The 17,587-nt window shown below is 36.7% G+C and carries 22 protein-coding genes; 13 read left to right on the top strand and 9 right to left on the bottom strand.

Annotated features, from left to right (window positions below; all coding sequences use genetic code 11):
* Positions 1-102 precede the first annotated feature (102 nt).
* From rlmB to B9N62_RS09265, 13 genes are all read left to right on the top strand, one after another.
* Positions 103-783, top strand: coding sequence for a 23S rRNA (guanosine(2251)-2'-O)-methyltransferase RlmB (gene rlmB, locus B9N62_RS09320; protein WP_087585254.1), 681 nt, complete (start codon positions 103-105; stop codon positions 781-783).
* Positions 776-1,717: a phosphatidylglycerophosphate synthase gene (locus tag B9N62_RS09315; RefSeq protein ID WP_087585253.1), complete on the top strand. Its 942-nt coding sequence runs from the start codon at positions 776-778 to the stop codon at positions 1,715-1,717. The genes rlmB and B9N62_RS09315 overlap by 8 nt, the downstream gene beginning before the upstream one ends.
* Entirely contained in the window at positions 1,711-2,493 is a 783-nt protein-coding gene (locus B9N62_RS09310; RefSeq protein ID WP_087585252.1) for a hypothetical protein, read from the top strand. The genes B9N62_RS09315 and B9N62_RS09310 overlap by 7 nt, the downstream gene beginning before the upstream one ends.
* A gap of 9 nt (positions 2,494-2,502) precedes the next feature.
* Complete coding sequence (locus B9N62_RS09305; RefSeq protein ID WP_084109200.1) at positions 2,503-3,711, top strand: LL-diaminopimelate aminotransferase; 1,209 nt, start codon at positions 2,503-2,505, stop codon at positions 3,709-3,711.
* On the top strand, positions 3,708-4,970 hold the full coding sequence (locus B9N62_RS09300; RefSeq protein ID WP_087585251.1) for a homoserine dehydrogenase: 1,263 nt from the start codon (positions 3,708-3,710) through the stop codon (positions 4,968-4,970). The genes B9N62_RS09305 and B9N62_RS09300 overlap by 4 nt, the downstream gene beginning before the upstream one ends.
* A gap of 1 nt (position 4,971) precedes the next feature.
* Positions 4,972-5,313 (top strand): YraN family protein, encoded by a 342-nt coding sequence (locus B9N62_RS09295; protein ID WP_087579488.1) that lies wholly within the window; start codon positions 4,972-4,974, stop codon positions 5,311-5,313.
* A gap of 72 nt (positions 5,314-5,385) precedes the next feature.
* The gene (gene trxA / locus B9N62_RS09290) at positions 5,386-5,700 is read left to right on the top strand and encodes a thioredoxin (protein ID WP_012001054.1); all 315 of its coding nucleotides are present in this window, start codon (positions 5,386-5,388) and stop codon (positions 5,698-5,700) included.
* Positions 5,700-6,146 (top strand): hypothetical protein, encoded by a 447-nt coding sequence (locus B9N62_RS09285; RefSeq protein WP_087585250.1) that lies wholly within the window; start codon positions 5,700-5,702, stop codon positions 6,144-6,146. The genes trxA and B9N62_RS09285 overlap by 1 nt, the downstream gene beginning before the upstream one ends.
* A 9-nt stretch (positions 6,147-6,155) precedes the next feature.
* Positions 6,156-7,094: an NAD(P)/FAD-dependent oxidoreductase gene (locus B9N62_RS09280; RefSeq protein WP_087585249.1), complete on the top strand. Its 939-nt coding sequence runs from the start codon at positions 6,156-6,158 to the stop codon at positions 7,092-7,094.
* Positions 7,095-7,240: 146 nt separating this feature from the next.
* On the top strand, positions 7,241-8,011 hold the full coding sequence (gene dapB, locus B9N62_RS09275) for a 4-hydroxy-tetrahydrodipicolinate reductase (RefSeq protein WP_087585248.1): 771 nt from the start codon (positions 7,241-7,243) through the stop codon (positions 8,009-8,011).
* A gap of 158 nt (positions 8,012-8,169) precedes the next feature.
* Complete coding sequence (locus B9N62_RS10555) at positions 8,170-8,313, top strand: hypothetical protein (RefSeq protein ID WP_180382186.1); 144 nt, start codon at positions 8,170-8,172, stop codon at positions 8,311-8,313.
* 9 nt (positions 8,314-8,322) lie between these two features.
* Positions 8,323-9,660: an amidophosphoribosyltransferase gene (purF, locus tag B9N62_RS09270; protein WP_087585247.1), complete on the top strand. Its 1,338-nt coding sequence runs from the start codon at positions 8,323-8,325 to the stop codon at positions 9,658-9,660.
* Positions 9,657-10,319: a hypothetical protein gene (locus B9N62_RS09265; RefSeq protein ID WP_087585246.1), complete on the top strand. Its 663-nt coding sequence runs from the start codon at positions 9,657-9,659 to the stop codon at positions 10,317-10,319. Before purF ends, B9N62_RS09265 begins: the two co-directional genes overlap by 4 nt.
* A gap of 121 nt (positions 10,320-10,440) precedes the next feature.
* Here the strand turns inward: B9N62_RS09265 and B9N62_RS09260 are convergent, their stop codons facing one another.
* The 9 genes from B9N62_RS09260 to B9N62_RS09220 all read right to left on the bottom strand — a co-directional run bounded on the left by B9N62_RS09260 (position 10,441) and on the right by B9N62_RS09220 (position 17,492).
* Positions 10,441-10,992, bottom strand: coding sequence for a DUF2393 family protein (locus B9N62_RS09260; protein WP_087585245.1), 552 nt, complete (start codon positions 10,990-10,992; stop codon positions 10,441-10,443).
* On the bottom strand, positions 10,992-11,522 hold the full coding sequence (locus tag B9N62_RS09255) for a DUF2393 family protein (protein ID WP_087585244.1): 531 nt from the start codon (positions 11,520-11,522) through the stop codon (positions 10,992-10,994). The genes B9N62_RS09260 and B9N62_RS09255 overlap by 1 nt, the downstream gene beginning before the upstream one ends.
* Positions 11,512-12,246, bottom strand: coding sequence for a bifunctional phosphoribosyl-AMP cyclohydrolase/phosphoribosyl-ATP diphosphatase HisIE (gene hisIE / locus B9N62_RS09250; RefSeq protein ID WP_087585243.1), 735 nt, complete (start codon positions 12,244-12,246; stop codon positions 11,512-11,514). Before hisIE ends, B9N62_RS09255 begins: the two co-directional genes overlap by 11 nt.
* A gap of 2 nt (positions 12,247-12,248) precedes the next feature.
* A complete protein-coding gene (locus tag B9N62_RS09245; protein ID WP_087585242.1) occupies positions 12,249-13,367 on the bottom strand; it encodes a prohibitin family protein in 1,119 nt (372 codons plus the stop codon).
* Positions 13,368-13,384: 17 nt separating this feature from the next.
* Positions 13,385-14,299 (bottom strand): branched-chain amino acid transaminase, encoded by a 915-nt coding sequence (locus B9N62_RS09240; protein ID WP_021090882.1) that lies wholly within the window; start codon positions 14,297-14,299, stop codon positions 13,385-13,387.
* A 105-nt stretch (positions 14,300-14,404) separates the two neighbouring features.
* Positions 14,405-15,046 (bottom strand): thiol:disulfide interchange protein DsbA/DsbL, encoded by a 642-nt coding sequence (locus tag B9N62_RS09235; RefSeq protein WP_087585241.1) that lies wholly within the window; start codon positions 15,044-15,046, stop codon positions 14,405-14,407.
* Between the two features lie 24 nt (positions 15,047-15,070).
* Entirely contained in the window at positions 15,071-16,786 is a 1,716-nt protein-coding gene (locus B9N62_RS09230) for a phosphoethanolamine transferase (RefSeq protein ID WP_087585240.1), read from the bottom strand.
* An 8-nt stretch (positions 16,787-16,794) separates the two neighbouring features.
* A complete protein-coding gene (bcp, locus tag B9N62_RS09225) occupies positions 16,795-17,292 on the bottom strand; it encodes a thioredoxin-dependent thiol peroxidase (protein ID WP_087585239.1) in 498 nt (165 codons plus the stop codon).
* A complete protein-coding gene (locus B9N62_RS09220) occupies positions 17,289-17,492 on the bottom strand; it encodes a tautomerase family protein (protein ID WP_021090801.1) in 204 nt (67 codons plus the stop codon). The genes bcp and B9N62_RS09220 overlap by 4 nt, the downstream gene beginning before the upstream one ends.
* Positions 17,493-17,587: the final 95 nt, after the last annotated feature.

Raw genomic sequence — 17,587 nt, 5'->3', positions numbered from 1 at the left:
TACAAAACTACTAAGTGACACTAAAACGAAAGTGTAAAATTTACTCTAGTTGCATACAAAAATAAGTTAAATTTTAATTGACTTTAGCTACCATAGGTTACCATGATAATATACGGAAAACAACTATTTTTACATATTTTGAACAAGCGACCACAGATATTAGAAGAGATATATCTCTCAAAAGAGTGTGACAAAAAACTCTTCTCTAAAATTTGTGGCACAGGCAAAAAAATTATTCGCGTGGATAATCAAAAAGCACAGTCTTTAGCTCGCGGTGGAAATCATCAAGGTTTTTTAGCGAATGTTAGTGAATTTGAATTTTCAGACATTGCTGAGCTTAAAAAGCTAAATTTTATCGCCATTCTTTACGGCATAAGTGACGTTGGCAATATCGGTGCTATCGCTAGAAGTGCCTATGCTCTAGGCTGCGAAGGTCTTGTGATAGTGGCAAAAAGTATAAATATGCAAGGCGTTTTAAGATCAAGTAGTGGCGCTGCCTATGAGATACCAATAGCGATTTTTGAAGACGGACTTAGTTTGCTAAATGAACTAAAGCAATTTGGTTTTAAAATTTATGCAACAGCAAGTAATGGCAAAAACGTAAAAGAGATGAGGTTTGCTGGTAAAAGAGCTTTGGTGATGGGCTCAGAGGGCGAAGGCATACCGCAAAAAGCTCTAGCAAAGTGTGATGAGTGTATTGGTATAAAGTTAAAAGAGGGCTGGGACTCCTTAAATGTAAGTGCAGCTTTTGCAATAATTTGTGACAGGATGATAGATGAATGAATTAGAGAATTTAAAAGAGATAGGTTTAAAGGAAATTTCACGTAAAACGCATATTGAGCCTACATTTTTACAATATATTTTTGATAAAAATTTTGAAAAATTATCACGTTTAAATATTAGAGGCTATGCCAAAATTTTACAACGTGAATATGATGTTGATTTGAGCGAGTTGCTAGCTGAATACGATGCCTTTATGCAAGAAAACACTCCAGATGAGAGTCACAAAACTAAAGTTACTCCAAAAATTTCCTCTTACACTCCAAAAGATATTACCATACAAAAACAAAGCGGTACTGGCGGTGCTGGATTTTTATTTTGGCTCATCATTTTAGCTATTATCGCTGGTGGGGCATATCATTTTGATGCTTACAAATATATCGAGAATTTTTTATCGTTTTTAAATGACGAGAATAAAAGCGTGAGCTATTCGCAGTCAAGTATAGTAAATGAGGTGAAGAAAAATATTATCGATACAAATATCACCATCTCTCAAAATAGCCCTAAAATAGAAGCAAACATATCAAGCGTAAAAATTTCAGCTCCAGTTGAGCAAAATGTGACAACAAGTCCTGCAAACATGGAGCAAAATGCTGTGAAGCCAAGCATGGCAGCTCAGCCAGCTCCTAAGATAGAGCAAAACATTACAAAGCCACTAAATGAGGCGATCATTACACCAAAACAACGTGTTTGGATAGGGATAATTAATCTTGAAAATGGTCAAAAAGTATCAAACGACACAAGCAAAAGCATAAATATAAATTTAGACCAAAGACAGCTCGTAGTTTGTGGAAATGGCAACATTGAGCTAAAGATCGGCGATAAGGTTACAAAATATAATCCAAGCCGTCCAGCTAGATTTTTAGTAGAAAATGGAGAGATGAAATTTGTGAGCTATGATGAGTTTGTAGAACTTAACAAGGGTAAATCTTGGTAAGAAAAATAGCAATTTTCACCGCTTTTAGTGTATTTGCATATGCTTTTAGCTTACAAACTAGTGCAAGTGCTTTAAGCAATGTTGAAAATGTGCAAATTTCTTTAGAAAATTTAGACCAAAATGGCTCACTCAATGTCAATGAGCTAGTATCAAGATTAAAACAAAACTCAAGTTACGATAGCATTTCATTTGGTTCAAATAGTTTGAATTTAAAATTTATAAGCGAGCAAAAAGTTCCTTCTACATTATTTGTAAAATCAATAAATTCAACTCTAGACGATGCCAACATAAGTATTTCAAGGATAAATTCTTTAAAAAATGGAGATCAAATTTCTTATGGAATTTCAGCCATAAAAAATGGCGGAATAGATCCAAGTTTATTAAGCATAACACTTAGTCAAAGCGGTTTTAAAATTTTAGGATTTGATAGAGTTGATGGGAATTTGGAGATATTTTTAGATGCTCAGAATACGATCCTTAAGGCTACAAAGGTAAATTTTGACGAGGAGACACCACTTTTAAAAAGCGGTGGTACTTATTTTGTTGATATTGAGGGTGCAAGTAGTCTGGACATCGCATCAAAAGAGTCAAATAGATGGATGCCACTTGTTAGAATTTATGATAAAAATTTAAATCAGATTGACTCTATAAAAGAGGAGCAAGCAAAAACCGCCGTTTCTATAAATTTAGCAATAGGCGCAAAATACGCATTAATTAGCGACAATGTTGATATAAATAATATAAAAAATGAGATAATTATCAAGCTTATAAAATAGGAGCAAGCAGTGTTTGATGAGATAAGATTTAATACAATTGAGCGTTTGCCAAACTACGTTTTTGCTGAAGTAAATGCAATAAAAATGGCAGCACGAAGAGCTGGCGAGGATATCATCGACTTTTCTATGGGCAATCCAGAGGGCAGAACACCACAGCATATTGTCGATAAACTATGCGAAAGCGCGCAAAAGGACAAGACTCACGGCTACTCAGCCAGTGCTGGAATTTACAAGCTTCGTCTTGCCATTTGCAACTGGTATAAAAGAAAATACGGTGTAAATTTAGACCCGGATACCGAAGCAGTCGCCACGATGGGTAGCAAAGAGGGTTTTGTTCACTTAGCTCAAGCCGTGATAAACCCAGGCGATGTGGCTATCGTGCCTGACCCTGCTTATCCGATACACACGCAAGCGTTTTTATTTGCTGGCGGAAGTGTCGCAAAGATGCCACTTCACTATAATGATAAATTTGAGCTAGATGAGAATAAATTTTTTGAAAATTTGATCCAAACTATACATGCAAGCTCGCCAAAGCCAAAATACGTAGTCGTAAATTTTCCTCACAATCCAACGACCGTAACCGTGCAAAAGAGCTTTTACGAGCGTCTTGTAAGTATCGCAAAACAAGAGAGATTTTACGTCATCTCTGACATCGCCTACGCTGATCTTACATTTGATGGCTACAAAACGCCAAGTATCTTTGAGGTCGATGGTGCAAAAGACGTTGCAGTCGAGTGCTATACACTTTCAAAAAGCTACAACATGGCTGGCTGGAGAGTTGGCTTTATGTGTGGAAATAAAAGACTTTGCGCAGCACTTAAAAAGATAAAATCATGGGTTGATTACGGCATGTTTACGCCGATACAGGTGGCTGCCACAGTCGCACTTGACGGCGATCAAAGCTGCGTTGAAGAGATACGCCAAATTTATGAAAAAAGAAGAGATGTGATGATAGAGGCCTTTGCTCAGGCTGGTTGGGAGCTTAAAAAACCAAGCTCTAGTATGTTTATCTGGGCGAAGCTACCGCCAAAAGTTAGTCATCTGGGCAGCCTTGAGTTTTCAAAGCAGCTTCTTACAAAAGCTTCAGTCGCAGTTAGTCCTGGTATTGGTTTTGGCGAGGGCGGAAACGACTATGTGCGTCTAGCTCTTATCGAAAATGAAAATAGAATAAGACAAGCAGCAAGAAATATAAAAAAATATTTGAAAGAATTTGAATGAATGTAGCGATATTGGGCGTTGGAACCGTTGGCGAGTCAGTTGCTAAAATTTTACTAAAAAACAAAAAGCTAATCGCAGCAAGAAGCGGTGAGGAGATCGTACCAGTCGTTGGAGTGGTCAGAAATTTAAATAAAAAAAGAAATGCTGGCATCCCTTTGACTGACGATATAAATAGCGTTATAAACCGCGATGATATTAACGTTTTTGTCGAACTTATGGGTGGTGTTGAAGAGCCTTTTAGGGTTGTGAGTGAAATTTTAAAGCGAAAAAAAGCAGTAGTCACTGCAAACAAAGCACTCCTTGCCTATCATAGATACGCCTTGCAAAATTTAGCCAAAAATATACCATTTGGCTTTGAAGCAAGTGTGGCTGGAGGCATACCGATCATTAGAGCCTTAAGAGAAGGCTTAAGCGCAAACCACATCGTTAGTATAAATGGCATACTAAACGGAACTAGTAACTTTATCCTAACCTCGATGATGGACGAGGGCTTAAATTTTAAAGACGTACTTAAAAAGGCGCAAGAGCTCGGATACGCTGAGGCTGATCCTACTTTTGATGTGGGTGGCTTTGATACGGCTCATAAGCTTCTTATACTGGCAAGCATCGCATACGGTGTACACGGCGATCCAGAGGATATTTTGATCGAAGGAATACAAGGTATCACACCTGAAGATATATTTTTCGCAAAAGATTTCGAATACTCAATAAAACTTCTAGCAATTGCCAAAAAAAGTGAGGGTAAAATCGAGCTACGCGTACATCCAGCGCTTGTACCACAAAATAAAATGATAGCAAAGGCAAGTGGTGTGACAAATGCGATTAGTGTCGTTGGCGAGGTCGTTGGCGAGACGATGTACTATGGACCTGGGGCTGGCGGTGACGCAACGGCAAGTGCGGTGATCAGTGATCTTATCGACATCGCAAGAGATAGCAAATCGCCGATGCTAGGATATAAAGCACCGTTTGAATTAAATACGCTTGAGCTACTTGACCGCGATAGGATAAAGACGAAGTACTACTTTAGATTAAAGGTCGAGGATAAAATGGGTGTGCTAGCAAAGATTACAAATTTAATGAGCGAAAACAACTTATCGATTGATAGTATACTTCAAAAACCAAAAGATGAGAGTGAATTTGCTGTATTGTTTTTTACGACACATACGAGTCTTGAGGCTGATGTAAGAAGGACAATTGAAATTTTAAAAGAGCAAGAGTATATAAAAGAAGAGCCATTTATGATGAGGATCGAGGAGTAGCTTGGGACTAAAAGAGTATCTCTTTGGCAAAAGCTCAGAAAATAGGGCGTGTGATTTTTTACAAAAGCTTGGTTTTGTCATTTTAGAGAGAAATTTTCACTCTAAATTTGGCGAGATCGACATTATCGCACTAAGCAGTGATAAAATTTTACACTTCATAGAGGTAAAAGCAACTAGCGGAGAATATGAAGCAGAGTATAGACTAAATAAGGCAAAATATATAAAAATTTTAAAAACTATAAATTTTTATATGATGAAAAATGAGCCAAATAGAGATTTTCAAGTCGATTTACTCGTTATAAAAAATGAAAATTTAGAACTGATAGAAAATATTAGTTTATAATAAAATTTATTATTTAGATAAAATTTAAATTTAATTTGTATAATTGTCACATTTTAAAAACAAGGAGAAAAAATGGGAAAATACATCGAACTTACAAAAGAAAATTTTGATGTTACAAAAGAAGGCGTTGCTTTAGTAGATTTTTGGGCTCCATGGTGCGGACCTTGCCGTATGCTAGCTCCAGTGATCGAAGAGCTTGCTGAAGACTTTGACGGCAAAGCAAAAATTTGCAAGGTAAATACTGACGAAGTACAAGATCTTGCAGTTGAGTTTGGCATCAGATCGATCCCAACATTGCTATTTTTCAAAAATGGCGAGCTAGTTGAACAAATGGTCGGTGCGCAGTCAAAACAAGCCTTAACTGATAAACTAAATTCGCTTCTTTAATGAGCGAAAAAAGAAGAGGAAGCCTACTTCCTCTTACATATATATTTGGTTCATTTTTTGGTGCAGCTATGATAGCGGCTGCATTTGCGTATAGCAACTATCGTTTTTCACAATATAAATTTGTTGATTTTGCGAAGCTAGTTTTCTACGAAAAAAGCGAAATTTTCACTCCAAAAGAGCCAAAATACACGCTTTTAATCTTCAGTTCAAATCAATCAAAATTAGACGAAATTTTACCAACCAAAAATGAAACAGTTGTTGCAATCGATATCTTTCAAAAAAGATATGAGTCAAACTCAACACTAAAATATATAAGCTCAGATATAAATACAGTCTTGGAGCTGATGCAAAATTTGAGTATCACAAAGTTGCCAAGCAGTGTTGAGATAGTTCATCAAAGGGGCGAAATTTATAAACAAAATTCGCCCATAAATGTTTTAGAATAAAGGAAATTTATGCTTGATTTAGCGATCATCGGGGGCGGTCCAGCAGGACTAAGCGCCGGACTTTACGCCACTAGAGGCGGATTAAAAAATGTTGTAATGTTTGAAAAAGGCGAGCCTGGCGGTCAGATCACCTCTAGCTCAGAGATAGAAAACTACCCAGGCCAAAAAGCACCTGGTGAGAGTGGCTTTGACTTTATGAGCACTTGGTGGAAGCAGTGCAGCGCATTTGGGCTAGTTCACAAGTGGGCAAATGTCATTGGCATTAGAAAAAATAGTGACGGTAGCTTTGAAATTTTACTTGAAGGTGGCAAGAGCGAGCAGGCAAAGGCTGTCATCGTAGCAACTGGCTCAACTCCAAGGCGTGCTGGCTTTAAGGGCGAGGATGAGTTCTTTGGCAAAGGTGTTAGCACATGCGCAACATGCGATGGATTTTTTTACAAAAATAAAGAGGTAGCTGTTCTTGGCGGTGGCGACACAGCCGTTGAAGAGGCACTTTATCTAGCGAATATCTGCTCAAAAGTCTATCTAATCCATAGACGTGAAGAGTTTAGAGCGGCGCCAACTACGGTTGAAAAAGCTAGAAAAAATGAAAAGATCGAGTTTGTAACAAGTGCGACGATAAAAGAGGCACTTGGCGATAAAATGGGTCTAACAAAGATCGTGCTTGATACTAAAAATGGCGAGCGCGTGCTTGATGTGCCAGGAATTTTTACCTTTGTGGGACTAAATGTAAATAACGAAATTTTAAAAGATGAAAATGGCAAATTTATCTGTGATATGGTCGATGGTGGACAGGTCAAGACCGATCTTAAGATGCAAACTAGTCTAAAAGGTCTCTTTGTGGCAGGCGACATCAGAGAGGACGCTCCAAAGCAAGTTATAGTAGCTGCAGGTGATGGCGCAGTGGCTGCACTTAGCGCTATGAGTTATATAGAAAGCTTGCATTAATACTTAAATTTAGCCAAATTTTTGGCTAAATTTTTCTTCTTTTTTTCTATCAAATTTTTGATTTTATACGAATTTTTAAAGCCTATTTGTAATCTATCTATAATAAATTTTATGTTAAATTTCAACCAAAAATCAAAGGATAAATTTTGGTAAAAATAGGCCTCTATGGTGCTAGTGGAAAGATGGCTCAAAGTATCATTTCTTTTTTAAAAGATGAGAAAGATGCCACTTTAAGCATCGCTTTTAGCCAAAAAAATCAGGTTGAAAATTTAAGTAACGAACTTTTGACAAATGACTTTGCTAAATTTTTTGAAGCATGCGATGTGATAATCGACTTTAGTCAAAAAGAGGCTACAGTAGCACTGCTAAACTACGCTAGAACTAATCCAAAACCACTAGTTATCGGTACGACCGGGCTAGATGGTGACGAGAAAAATTTGCTCCACCTAGCATCAGGGGCTATGCCTATTCTTTACGCAACAAATATGAGTTTAGGTGTAGCTGTATTAAACCGCCTTGCAAGGATTGCCTCAAAAACATTAAGGGAATTTGACATAGAGATCGTCGAACAGCATCACAGACATAAAAAAGACGCTCCAAGTGGCACAGCGATGACACTTGCAGGAAGTGTAGCTGAGGCAAGAGATTTAAATTTAAAAGATGTTTTAGTAACTGGTAGAGCCGGTATGGTAGGGGCTAGGAGCAAAGACGAGATCGCAGTCATGGCGCTTCGTGGTGGAGATGTGGTCGGTCGCCACACGGTTGGCTTTTATAATGACGGCGAATTTATCGAGTTAAATCATACCGCAACAAGTAGGGCAACCTTTTCAAAAGGTGCGATCAGGGCTGCCATTTGGCTAAAAGATCAAAATAGTGGCCTTTACTCGATAGACGATAGTTTAGGGCTTGATGATTAAAATTTGAGCTTGATGATATAGAGAGTTATAAGCTAGAATTTGGTGATAAATTCTATCTGCCGGAGCGTGAAAAGCGTCAAAATTTAAGAACTGGCGATATAGTAAAGCTTATATTTAGATTTGAAGATGATGAGTTTGCTCAGGTTGAGCGCATGTGAGTGGTCGTTAGCGAGACAAATAACGGCGAATTTACCGGCATTTTAGACAATGAACCATTTACAAAAGGATTTTTAAAAGTTGGCGATGAGATCAAGTTTAACTACAAAAATGTTCTTGAAATTTACAAAGATGATGAAAACTAAAGGAAAAAAATGTGTGCAATAGTTGGCATTATAAATTCTAAAGATGCAGCAAAGACTGCCTATTATGCGTTATTTTCTATGCAGCATCGCGGTCAAGAGGCAAGCGGTATTAGCGTTTGCGATGATGGAGAAATTTCTACTCACAAGGGTAGCGGTCTGGTGACCGATGTCTTTAACGAAGAAATTTTAAGATCACTAGAAGGTGATATGGCTATTGGTCACAACCGCTATGCAACTGCTGGTAAAAACTCAGGTCGTGACGCCCAGCCAATAGCCGCTAACTACTCTTTGGGACAAATTTCGATCGTCCATAATGGAAATTTGGTAAATAAAGATGAGGTTAGAGATGAGCTTATTAAAGATGGTGCGATATTTCAGACAAATATGGATACTGAAAATATCATCCATCTAATCGCAAGAAACCATAGTGAATACTTGCAGGACCGTATTATTGCGGCACTTGACAAGATAAAAGGTGCTTATTGTCTGCTTATCCAGTCACGCCATAAAACCTTTGCCATAAGAGATCGATGGGGTGTTAGGCCACTAAGTCTTGGCAGGCTAAAAGATGGTGGATATATCGTAGCTAGCGAGACTTGTGCTTTTGACCTTGTGGGAGCTAGCTTTATAAGAGATATCAGGCCTGGTGAGATGATAGTTTTTGAACATGGAAAAAGTGAGTTGCAAAGTATTCAAATTTATGAGCCAGATCCTAGAATTTGTGCATTTGAATATATCTATTTTGCACGTCCAGATAGCGTGATAGAAGGTAAAAGCGTATATGAAGTTAGAAAAAAAATGGGTGAAGTACTAGCTAAGAAGAGCAAAATTAAAGCAGATTTTGTCGTACCTGTGCCAGATAGTGGTGTGCCAGCAGCACTTGGATACGCAAATGAGAGCAAAATTCCGTTTGAGCTAGCTATCACTAGAAACCACTATGTAGGCAGAACCTTCATCGAGCCAAGTCAGGAGATGAGAAATTTAAAAGTCAAGCTAAAACTTAACCCGATGTCATCGGTTCTAAAGGGTAAAAGTATCGTTGTTATCGACGATAGTATCGTTCGCGGTACTACTTCAAAAAAGGTGGTTGATCTTTTAAGACATGCAGGCGCTAAAGAGATTCATTTTAGAGTCGCATGCCCTGAGCTTAAATACCCTGAGCGATATGGTATCGATACGCCAAGCTTTGAAGAGTTAATAAGCTCCAAAAAAAATGCAGAAGAAGTAAGAGAATATATCGGTGCAGATAGCTTAGAATTTTTAAGTATATACGAACTTAAAGAAAGTATCGGCAATGAGCGAAAATATTCGCTTGTAAGCTTTGATGGCGACTATTTCATAAAGTGAAAAATTTAGCCATTTTTTTGCTTGTTGCACTATTTTTTAGTGGTTGCTCACAAAAGAATCCAAGTAAAAAAGACGAAATTTCTATTTACGTAAGCTACTATGAGATAAATGGCACAAAACAGCAGCTACAAATAAAAACCGTTCAAAATTTCGCAGAACAAAATGCTAATGTGCCATTTTTTGGTGTAGTAAATTTTTTAGCAGAAGATAAAATTTTAAATGCTTATTCGCTTGCAAAGGGTACTATAAATGTACTTGAGGTAAATAATAGCTCTATAAATTTAAATAAATCAAATGATATTCTGGCTTTAAAAAAAGCTAATGAGATAAAATTTTATGAGACAAGACCTGATGTGCTTGAGAGTGTTAAATTTAGCTCACAAAATAGTGTTTGTGGTGATTTTTTGTTACAAAAACCAGTGCATGTAAACGTAGCAACAAACTACTATTTAAGAGATGATAGCTTTTTTGCAAGCTTAATAGAGGCAAATTTTTTTTATAAAAAAGGTGCAAAGATCCTAAAAAAAGAGTTTGTTTATAATATAGCCGAGACTAAAATCCTAGAAGAAGCAAAAGAATTTACGCAAAAGACAAAGCAACTTTTCTTAAATGATCTACAAAAATTGGGTAGGCTACTTGATATACTTTGTACTTTTTAAATCTTTATCTTAAAAAATCGTGTTTATTGCAGATGCTAAAAAGATAAAATTTAATCTAAAATCAAACCAAGACTTAGCGTTTTATCCTATGAAATTTGTGAAAATTTGCTTTAAATTTAACTTAGTAGCAATTTAGCTTTGTGATATTCATGCCATTTTTAAAGTAAGGCGGATATGGCATATATACGGTAAATGGTGTGCTTTTTTGCTTTGGTAAATTTTTGGCTACATCAAATTTATATTCAACTGTATTTGGCCTCTCGTCCTTATCTGTGCCAAGAACCCATGAGAAAAATGAAAGCCCACTTGGCTTGAAAAATGCTTCACCGCCAAGGTCATTTTTATTTAGCGGTTGATTGATTAGTTTGACTGTCAGCGTGCAGTTGCTAATTGTAAATTTACCGATATTTCTCACTTGCCCCTTAAAAACGATACTCTCATTTCGCAAAATTCGCTCACTTTTTACATTTTCGAGCATACCTTTTTTTGTATATTTATCAAGCACTAGCATCAAAAAAACAGCAAGTGTGGTTGAGACTAGAATGTTTGTAAAAAATAGTGATAAAAATAACTTTCGATCAGCTCTAAGCGAGAGAACAAGAAATAAAATAGAAAGCAGAGCAATCGCAAAAAGAACGATAATATGAACGATCGTAAAATATGCTGAGCTCATCAAAAACACTCCACTTTTTTAGAGATATTGTAGTCTATAAATGCGAAATCATTGACAAATTCTTTAACTTCAATGCTTTGCTTTGGCAAAAATTCCTCGTTTAAGATTATTCTTTTTCTAGCAAATGGATTAAGTGAGTTAAAAAAGTCTTTCGTATTTTGCTTTGAGCTTAGATAGAAGTCAAGCTCGATTTTGCAGATACTAAGTGCATTATTTGAATTATTTGTAATATTAAAATCAACCATTAGCGCATCGACATATTGAAGCTGTTTGGTGGTTATTTTGCTTATGCTAACTGGTCTTAAATTTTCATTTATATATTTGTTCGCGTAGTAATTACCTACAAAAAGTCCGAAAAAACCAGCTAGAATAAATAAAAATCCTATCTGCCACCACGACTTTATCGCTATAAAAATCCCTAAAAGCACAATTAGTATAAATGCTAAAAATATCCAGCCATAGGTTAGAAAATCAATGAGCTTTGCATTTTGCAATACAAAAAGCAAGTTGTGCTTAATGCTATTTAACATCTCGCGATCTTTTCTCTTCAATACCGCTCATACCAAAACGCCTTGCAAGTTCGTTTTTTACAGCATCTGGATGGATATTATGGGCTGAAAGTGCTACAAGTGCATGAAAGCAAAGGTCGGCTGCTTCATAGATCAGATCATCTTTTGCTTTTTGCTCATTTTGCTTTGAGTTTTCTGCGAAACTAAGATCCTTTGCGGCCATTATAAATTCGCCAGCCTCTTCGCCAACTTTCTTTAAAATTTGATTTTCACCTTTTTTAAAAAGACTTGCCACATATGAAGTTTCAGGATTGGCATTTAGCTTTCTATCTTCTATTGCATGGTAAAGCTCGTCAAGTACACCATAATTTATTTTTTTGACTTCAACTTTTGTATCTAAAATTTTGCCGTCATGCAAATTTATTTCATTAAAAAAGCACGACCTTGCTCCAGTGTGACAAGCAGCGCCTCCGTTTTGAATCACTTTTAAAAGTAAAGTATCGTTATCGCAGTCTAAAAAAGCAGCCTTTATCTCCTGAGTGTTGCCACTTTCTTCGCCTTTTTTCCAAATTCTATTTTTAGTGCGTGAAAAATAGTGAGCGTAACGGCTAGATAGACTTAAATTTAGTGCTTCTTCGTTCATGTAAGCAAGCATTAAAACTTCATTTGTGGCATAATCACAAACCACTACTGGAAGCAATCCGCCAACTTTTTGCCAGTCTATGCTTTTTGCTACGCTGTTCATTTTTATTTCTCGCTTACTGAGCTAGCTTTGGTTTTATCTTTTGTATCTAACCAGATGTTTGGCACAGCTCCGCCAGGTGTTAAGAAAATTTTAGCATCTTTGTTTTCTTTTAGGGCTTCGTTAAATTTGTTTTGCGTCTCGATTTGCTTTAAATTTAGTAGATTTTGATCTACGCTTTTTGCAACCTCTTTGTTTGCATATGCAGTTGCATCAGCCTCGATTTTAATGGCATCAGCCTTACCTTTTGCTTCAATAATAGCAGCTTTAGCGGTACCTTCAGCAAGTGCGGCTTGTTTTAAGGCTTCTTGATTTGCTCTTTCTACTTCGTATTTTGTTCTCTCGGCCTCTTGTTTAGCGATTTGGACGCGCTCGATCTGCTCTTTTACCTTTGAAGGCAAGATGATCTCACGAAGCTGGACTGTTAAAAGCTCAACTGGCTTATTTGGCTGAGAGTCGATATCTTTTCTTATGCCATCATCGATTTGTCTTGCTAGATCGTTTCTCTTTGTTGGAAGCTCTTCTGCTGTATATTTACCAGCGATACTGCGAACCACGTCACGAACGACAGGATCAACTATCTTGCTCTCCCAGCTAAGACCCCAAGAGGCAATAGTTTGAGGAGCGTTTTCCGGATTTAAACGGTATTGTACGGTAATATCAATGCTAACTGGTAAATTTCTAGCATCAAGTACTGAAATAGAATTTTTACGTAAAATTCCAGCGCCAACGCCTTGATATGATTTTTGCATTGATTCGCCCATATCCTCGCCAGAAGTATAGTTTATGATCCTAACTCTGGTGTCCACGATGATGATGTCTTGGATAAAAGGTAAAAAGAAGTGAAAGCCTGGTTGTAAAGGATTTGGCTCATATTTACCTGCTGTAGACTTGATGCCAACTTCACCTGAGTGAATCACTTTAAATGGCTGAGTGATAGCAAAAATAGCAATAATTGCAATTATAATGTAGGCAAGTGCTCCAAATTTACCAAAACCACTTGGTAAATTTGGCATTTTAAAGTCCTTTTTGAAAGGCGGCTCTTTGTCACTATTTTGACTAGAGCCTCTGTTGTCATTACCTGGCTTTTTTTTATTGAAATAATCGTTTAAATCAGCGGGCATTTCATTCCTTTAAATTTTTAAATATATGTTAAAAATGATTCATATTTTTTGTTTAGACCATAAACTACGTCAAAATAAGCTTTTTGTAGTCTCTTTGTCACTTCGCCTCTAGCTCCGTTGCCGATAATGCGGTTATCTATGCTATTTATCGGTGTTACTTCAGCTGCTGTGCCTGTGAAAAACGCCTCGTCAGCTGTGTATGCCTGATCTCTTGTGATGCGCTCTCTTCTTACTTCGATGTCAAGATCGTGAGCAAGTCTTATGACTGTATCTTGAGTGATGCTAAGTAGGCTGTTGTCGTTTGGCGGAGTGATTAAAACGCCATTTTCAACAATAAAGAAGCACTCGCCTGGACCTTCAGCCACAAAGCCCTCACTATCAAGAAGTAGTGCCTCGTCGTATCCAGCCTCTTTTGCCTCGTAGTTTGCCATTTGTGAGCTTAAATAGTTTGAGCTAGCTTTTGCTCTGTTCATTTGAGCAGCAGGTGCGAGTTTGGCAAAGCTTGAAATTTTAACTCTGATGCCTTTTTCTAGGCCTTCATCGCCAAGATAAGCACCCCATTCCCATGAAGCGATAGCAGTTTGCACTGGTGCTTTTGTGTGAGCTACGCCCATTACGCCGTATCCTAAAAATATAAGTGGGCGGATATAAACATTGCCGTCATATTTGTTTGCGCGAAGAAGCTCTATTTGCGCTTTTTCAAGCTCTTCCTCAGTGTAAGGTACATTTAAAACAGTCATTTTTGCTGATCTTAAAAGCCTTTTTGTGTGATCTTGGAGTCTAAAAATAGCTAGACCTTTTTTTGTTTTATAAGCTCTTGTGCCCTCAAATACGGCATTAGCGTAGTGTAAAGAGTGAGTTAGAACGTGTACTTTTGCATCGTCCCATTTAACTAATTTTCCATCCATCCAGATAAATTCTGAAGCATTCATTGTTAAACCTTTCTTTTTTCTTAGAAATTTTGGTCTGAGTTTATCTAAAATTGCTTTAAATTTACATTTCTAAGACCAAAATTTGCAGATATTGCCCGCTAAAAACTACTTATCTAAAAGCTCTTGTATGATCTTTGCCATCTCATCGATTGATGAAGCTGCGCTTAAATTTATTAAGTATTTGCCACTTACTACAAAAGCTGGCACACCGCTGATACTTGCCACATCATAAGAGGCGAACCATGCGTCTAAAAGCTCTTTTGCTCTTTCGCTATTTAGTGCTTTTTCGTAGTCGTCCTTGCTCACGTGAGCTGCTTTAAGGGCTAAATTTATAAATTTTTCTTTGTCTTTGCCATCATTAAAATCATCTTTCTCATCATGTCTTGCTTTATAGATCGCAAATTTTGCTTGCTTAAATTTTGACTCATCGCTTAGTAGATCAATCCCATTTGCCTCGTCTATCGATATAAGAGCAGCAAAAATTTTACTCGCAGTCTCGCCAAGCTTGCCTTTTGTGCTTAGGTGATATGGGATAAATTTAACCCCGTCAAGCTTTGACATCAGCTTTCTTGTGATCGTTCGGTCAAATTTATAGCAGTGTGGGCAGTCGTAGCTAAAGACCTTAACGACCGAGTTTTTAGGTACGTTAAGCGGTTTTGCTAGAGTTTGATACTCTACGCCCTCAGTCAGTGCTGATAAATTTAGCGCAAAAAATGCACTTAAAATTAGCATTTTTATAAGCTTCATCTTTGCTCCTTATTATTTTGTTATTTACCATTGCGGCTTTACATTTTTGATATTTTCGTAGTCGGTACCATTTACTAGGCGCTTTCTACTCGCATTAAATTCACCACTTATTAAGCTTCTCGAGGCATTATATTCAAGTGGTTTTGTACCTATGATATCAGCAAAAGTGTGAATGATATCATCACTCATAAATTTATAATCTTTTGCGCTTTCTAGTTTTTGCCAAATTTGTGGATATTTTGCTTTAAATTTATCAGTACCTATAAAAATGAGCGGAATTTCTAAAACAAAGCGGTTTGTCATGCCATGGCCTCTTATGCTATCTATCTCAAAAAGAGCCTCACCATGGTCTGAGAGATAGACTATCAAAGCCTCATCGTCTTTGAAAATTTTATAAATTTCATTTATCATATGATCATTATAAAGTACGCTATTTAGATACCAGGCAAAGCTCTCTTTTTGCCCAGGATTCATTTTGTTTTGTAGATCATTGGCTGTAAATTTTGCAAAATCTTTTGGATACCTTAGGTCGTATTTAAAGTGATTTCCCATTAGGTGAATGATATAAAAATTTGACTCTCCAAGATTTTGTTTTATCTTTGAAATTTCAGGCAAAAGTATACCATCTGTTTCTCTACCGGCATAATTTGTAGCTGATGCAAATTTTTGTGTAAAAAATGTGATATCACTTCTATCTGCAACACTTTTTTGTGTTGTAGAGTATCCGCCGATATTGCTTTGATTACTTATCCATGCTGTTTTGTATCCTACTAGGCTAAACATATCAACGATGTTTAAACTCTTGCTCCAAGGCTCTTTGCTTTCATAGTTTGAGAAATTTAAAACTTTTGAAAGAGAACCATTTGTATATGTGTCAGGGGCGGTAGTATCTGTATAGATTATGGCATTATCGCTTTGCTTTAATGCCATTAAATTTGGTGTAGTCGGCAAGCCAAATCCATAAACGCTCATCTCGTTTCTTTGCAAACTTTCACCGATCACAAAGACTACATTTGCTACTTTTTGCTCAGCTTTTATGTTTTGGTTTGCTGCTTTAGATACATCATAATCTTTTAAAATTTGTTTATTGCTAACCAAAAAATTATCATCTAAAAGATATTTTTTTAAAACAAAAGCGTAGTTTATCAGGATATGTTCTGAGAGCTTACTTATAGCTCTATCAGCTTTATTAGACGATATTCTCATTGCTGATTTTGTAAAGAATACAGCTGCAAAGGCTATATAAATTACCGAAAGGACAATGATAGTTTTTTGGCTAAATTCTTTTGTGCTAGATCTTTTATATCTTGTCATAGCATAAAAGATGATGCACAAAAGTATAGCAACTACTAGATATTTAGCTTCAAAAAATGTCTGGAAAAACTCACCGGCTTCATCCGGATTTGTGTGTAGTACACTATCTATTATTGCTATATTTATATCTGTTTTTAAACTAGTTAGTGTAAAAAAGTTTATAAAACATAGCACCAAAATAATAAGTGCATAAAATAAATAAACTCCTTTAAAAAGCCTACGACTTAGCAAATAAAGAACGTGTGTGATAACTAAATTTAATAAAAATATAGTAGTAAGGCTTCTAGCCATATGCATAAGAGCTATGCGGTCAGTTCCTTCAAAAAAGTAAATTTTATAGATATTTGCGATAAACATTACAAGCGTCGTAATCACAAATATATTTATAAATGGACTTTTTATAAGTGTGTTAAAAAATTTAGTCATTTTTTACCTTACTTCACCAGATCAGCTAGCACTTTTGCGGCATGGTCTTTAGCTTTTACGCTTTTGTAAATTTTTACTATTTTGCCGTCTTTGCCGATCACAAATGTACTTCTAGTGATGCCAAGATACTCTTTGCCGTAGTTTTTCTTAACTTGCCAAACGCCATAAAGTTTTGAAATTTCTTTATCTTCGTCGCTTAATAGAATGTGCTTTAAATTTTGCTTTGCGATAAAGCCCACATGTGACTTCACGCTATCTGGGCTAACACCAATGATAACTGTATCGTTTTTGATGAACTGATCGTAGTTTGCGCTAAATTCGCAAGCTTCAGTCGTGCAGCCTGGAGTGTTGTCCTTTGGGTAGAAGTAAAGAACCACGTTTTTGCCTATAAAGTCCTTTAGTGCGACCTTTACGCCGTCTTGATTTAGCGCTTCAAACTCTGGCGCCTTGTCGCCAACCTCAAGTGTTATCTTTCTTTCCATGTCTGCTTTGCTAAATTCGCTCATTTTATCCCCTTTCTCTTATCTTCTACGCTTTCGCCGCCTACGCCGATATTGCTAGCATCGTGAGTTTCTATGAAAATCATAACCGCCTCTTTTTTCTTGCCAAGCACTCTTACAAGTGTCTCGGTTACTTCTTTAAAAACTTGATCTTTTTGCTCTTTTGTAGGCTCTGGGCCTGCTATTTTTATATTTACATAAGGCATTTTTGCTCCTTTTTAAGATGCAAAATATTAGCCAAAATGAGTGAAATTTCAGATTAAAGCCTTTATTTAAGAATTTGGCATTAAAATACAAAAAC

The organism is Campylobacter concisus, assembly GCF_002165785.1.
GTDB lineage: Bacteria > Campylobacterota > Campylobacteria > Campylobacterales > Campylobacteraceae > Campylobacter_A > Campylobacter_A concisus_W.
The sequence above is the reverse complement of the archived record's forward strand: the minus strand, read 5'-3'. Positions and strand labels throughout refer to the sequence as shown.